The organism is Streptomyces sp. NPDC002785 (assembly GCF_040295565.1).
GTDB lineage: Bacteria > Actinomycetota > Actinomycetes > Streptomycetales > Streptomycetaceae > Streptomyces.
This window is the reverse complement of record NZ_JBEOVN010000359.1, coordinates 1-3,456: the sequence shown is the minus strand read 5'-3', so window position 1 is coordinate 3,456 and position 3,456 is coordinate 1. Positions and strand designations below refer to the sequence as shown.

Annotated in this window: 2 protein-coding genes; both read left to right on the top strand. The window is 69.3% G+C overall.

The genetic code is table 11. From position 1 onward, the window contains the following. Positions 1 to 435: 435 nt before the first annotated feature. Positions 436 to 900, top strand: a complete 465-nt coding sequence (locus tag ABTZ94_RS36880; protein ID WP_351207726.1) for a CAP domain-containing protein — start codon at positions 436 to 438, stop codon at positions 898 to 900. 278 nt (positions 901 to 1,178) lie between these two features. Next, the gene (locus ABTZ94_RS36875) at positions 1,179 to 3,398 is read left to right on the top strand and encodes an MMPL family transporter (RefSeq protein WP_351207724.1); all 2,220 of its coding nucleotides are present in this window, start codon (positions 1,179 to 1,181) and stop codon (positions 3,396 to 3,398) included. The last annotated feature ends 58 nt before the right edge of the window (positions 3,399 to 3,456 follow it).

Genomic DNA, 3,456 nt, shown 5'->3' with positions numbered 1-3,456 from the left:
ATGGGGGGTGGGAGAAGGAGCGGGGCTGGGTGCGTGCAGCTGCAAGGCGGAGGATTGAGGCAACGCGGAGCGTTGGTGATTGACGACAACGCGGCAGATGCGCGTGCCCAGCCCCGCGACGCCGCCCCCCATGTGCCGGTCGGTCTTATAGAGAACCGTCTGACACCCCGTCACTGACAACGGGGATCGTTCCGATGCAGGTTTGCTTGCCGCAGCGTGGGCCAGGTGCGGAGCGCCGGAGGCGGCGAGGACGCCGGAGTCCGGGCTACGTACAGGTCGTCCACACGTCAGACGCTTCCCGCAGCACTCTCTTGAAGCCGCTCCCACGCGAACAACGAGTATCGAGCGAGGTCACATCACATGAGGAAGCACCACGCGAAGAGGTCCCGCCGACGGGTGGCCATTACTGTCGTCGCTTTGGGAGCCGTGGGAACCATGGGAGTCACGCAAACCGCAGAAGCCGCGTATGTGCCCTCCGCTACCGCCTGGGCCGCCTTCAGCCCTCATGAGAAGGAAGCCACCCGCCTGCTGAAGCTCGTCAACAGCGCGCGCGACGCGGTCGGTTGCTCACCACTGAAGGCGAACGCGAAGCTGACGAAGGCCGCCCGGAAGCACAGCGCGGACATGGCATCCCAACGGAACATGTCCCACACCGGCTCCGACGGCTCGGACCCGGGCGACCGGATCATGCACGCCGGATACGACCGGAGCGGGTACGGCGAGAACGTCGCCTACGGCTACACCACCCCCGAAAGCGTCATGGCGGGCTGGATGAACAGCCCCGGCCACAAACGCAACATCCTCGACTGCTCGTTCAAGGAAATCGGCGTGGGCCTCGCGCAGCCCGGCAACTACTGGACCCAGGACTTCGGACAGCCCGACGGTCAATCCGCTGGGTAGGCGTTCGGCGAGCAGGGCGTGGCGCAGGTCGGATTCGCTCAGGTCGTAAGCCCCAGGGGTGGTGCGGCACACCGGAAACGTCCTGTTCAAGGGGTACGGCGCACACTCCGCGTACTGCATCGACAGTACGTAGAACTGCATGCAGGCGGACGACGACGATGACGCCCCCGTTCACGAAGGATTGAGGCATTCCTCCGGCGCCGCCGTGCTCCGGCACGGCCGGAGCGCGGCACTCGCGCCGCCGAGCTGTTGCCCGATCCAGACTGGAGCGCCCCTTCGTGGCTACCTTCCTTTACCGGCTAGGCCGCTTTTCCTTCCGGAGACGCCGGCTCGTCGCCCTGCTCTGGGTGGCGGTCCTGGCCGCCTGCGCGTTCGCCGCGGCCAAGGCGCCGGACGCCGCCGAGGACGGGTTCTCGATGCCCGGCACGGAGTCGCAGCGCGCGTTCGACCTGCTGGATCAGCGCTTCCCCGGCGGGAACTCCAACAGCGCCGACGCCCGTATCGTCTTCGTCGCTCCCAAGGGCCAGAAGGTCACCGCGGGCGCGAACAAGGCGGCCGTCGAGAGAATTGTCGCGGACGTGGCGGGCGGCTCGCAGGTCAAGGGCGCCCTCAATCCGTTCGACATGGCCGGAGCCGTCAGCAAGGACGGCACGACCGCGTACTCCACCATCTCGTACGACGCACGGAGCACCGACCTCACCGACGCCACCACCAAGGCGCTGGAAAACGCCGCGGAGGACGGGCGGAAAGCCGGTCTGACCGTGGAGCTCGGCGGCTCCGCCCTGCAGCCGGAGGCCGGGCACGGTGGCAGGACCGAACTCATCGGCGTCGCCGCGGCCGCGGTCGTCCTGCTCATCACCTTCGGGTCGCTCGCCGCGGCGGGCCTCCCGCTGCTCACCGCGATCGTCGGCATCGGCGTCGGCGTGGCCTCGATCGTCGCCATCGGGATGTCCACGACGACCACCACGCTCGCCCTGATGCTGGGGCTCGCGGTCGGCATCGACTACGCCCTGTTCATCGTCTCGCGCTACCGGACGGAACGCACGGAGGGCCACAGCGCCGAGGAGGCCGTGGCACGGGCCGTGGGAACGGCGGGCTCCGCCGTCGTCTTCGCCGGCCTCACCGTCGTCATAGCCCTGGCCGGACTGTCCGTGGTCGGCATCCCCATCCTCACCAAGATGGGCCTCGCCGCGGCGAGCACCGTCGTGATCGCCGTCCTGGTGGCGATGACCCTGCTGCCCGCGCTGCTCGGCTTCTTCCAGAAGGCCGTCCTGCCGCGCACCGAGCGCAGGGCCAGGGGCAGGCAGCGCACAAAGGGCGGCATGGATTCCAAGGACGCCGAGCCAAATATGGGTACCCGCTGGGCCCGCTTCGTGGTCCGCCGGCCCCTCGCGGTCCTCGTGCTCGGTGTCCTCGGCCTCGGTCTGCTCTCCGTACCGGCGCTCGATCTCCAGCTCGGCATGCCGGGCGACGAGTCGCAGCCCACCTCGACCACCAAGCGCCGCGCCTACGACGCCCTGGCCGAGGGCTTCGGCCCCGGCTTCAACGGGCCGCTCACCGTCGTCATCGACGCCAAGGGCTCGGACGACCCGAAGGCCGCAGCTGCGCAGGCCGCCAAGGAACTCTCCACCACCGACGGCGTCGTGGCCGTGACGCCCCCCGCCTTCAACAAGGCGGGCGACACCGCGCTGTTCACCGCCGTGCCCGCCACCGGCCCGAGCTCCGCGGCCACCACGGACCTCGTCCACACGATCCGCGACGAGGCACGAGGCCTGGAGTCCAGGACCGGTGCGTCGATGCTCGTCACCGGCACGACCGCGGTGAACATCGATGTGTCGCAGAAGGTCAACGACGCGCTGGTGCCCTATCTCGCGCTCGTCGTCGGCCTGGCCTTCCTGCTCCTGATGATCGTCTTCCGCTCCCTGCTGGTCCCGCTCAAGGCGGCCCTCGGCTTCCTGCTGTCCGTGGCGGCGGCCTTCGGCACGATCGTCGCGGTCTTCCAGTGGGGCTGGCTCGCCGACGCCCTCGGCGTCGAGCAGACCGGGCCCGTGATGAGCATGATGCCGATCTTCCTGATCGGTGTGGTCTTCGGTCTGGCCATGGATTACGAGGTCTTCCTCGTGACGCGGATGCGGGAGGCGTACGTCCACGGGGAGCGGCCCGATGAGGCGATCGTCACCGGTTTCCGGCACAGCGCCCGGGTCGTCGTGGCCGCGGCGGTCATCATGATCGCGGTGTTCGCCGGGTTCATCGGGATGAGCGAGGCGATGGTCAAGATGATGGGCGCCGGCCTCGCCTCGGCCGTCTTCTTCGACGCGTTCGTCGTCCGGATGACGATCGTCCCGGCCGTTCTCGCCCTCCTCGGCGACCGGGCGTGGTGGCTGCCCGGGTGGCTGGGGAAGTTCGTGCCCCGGGTGGATGTCGAGGGCGAGAAGCTCAGCCACGGGGCGCCGGTGGCCGCACGGCCCCAGACGGAGCCCGATCCCGTACGCGTCTGAGGTGAAGCGGGGTGTCCGGAGGCCGTCCGTCGTGATGCACGACGGGCGGCCTCCGGAC

Coding starts and splice junctions, on each gene's coding strand:
- ABTZ94_RS36880 (WP_351207726.1), top strand. CDS start 436: ATGGGAGTCACGCAAACCGCAGAAGCCGCGTATGTGCCCTCCGCTACC.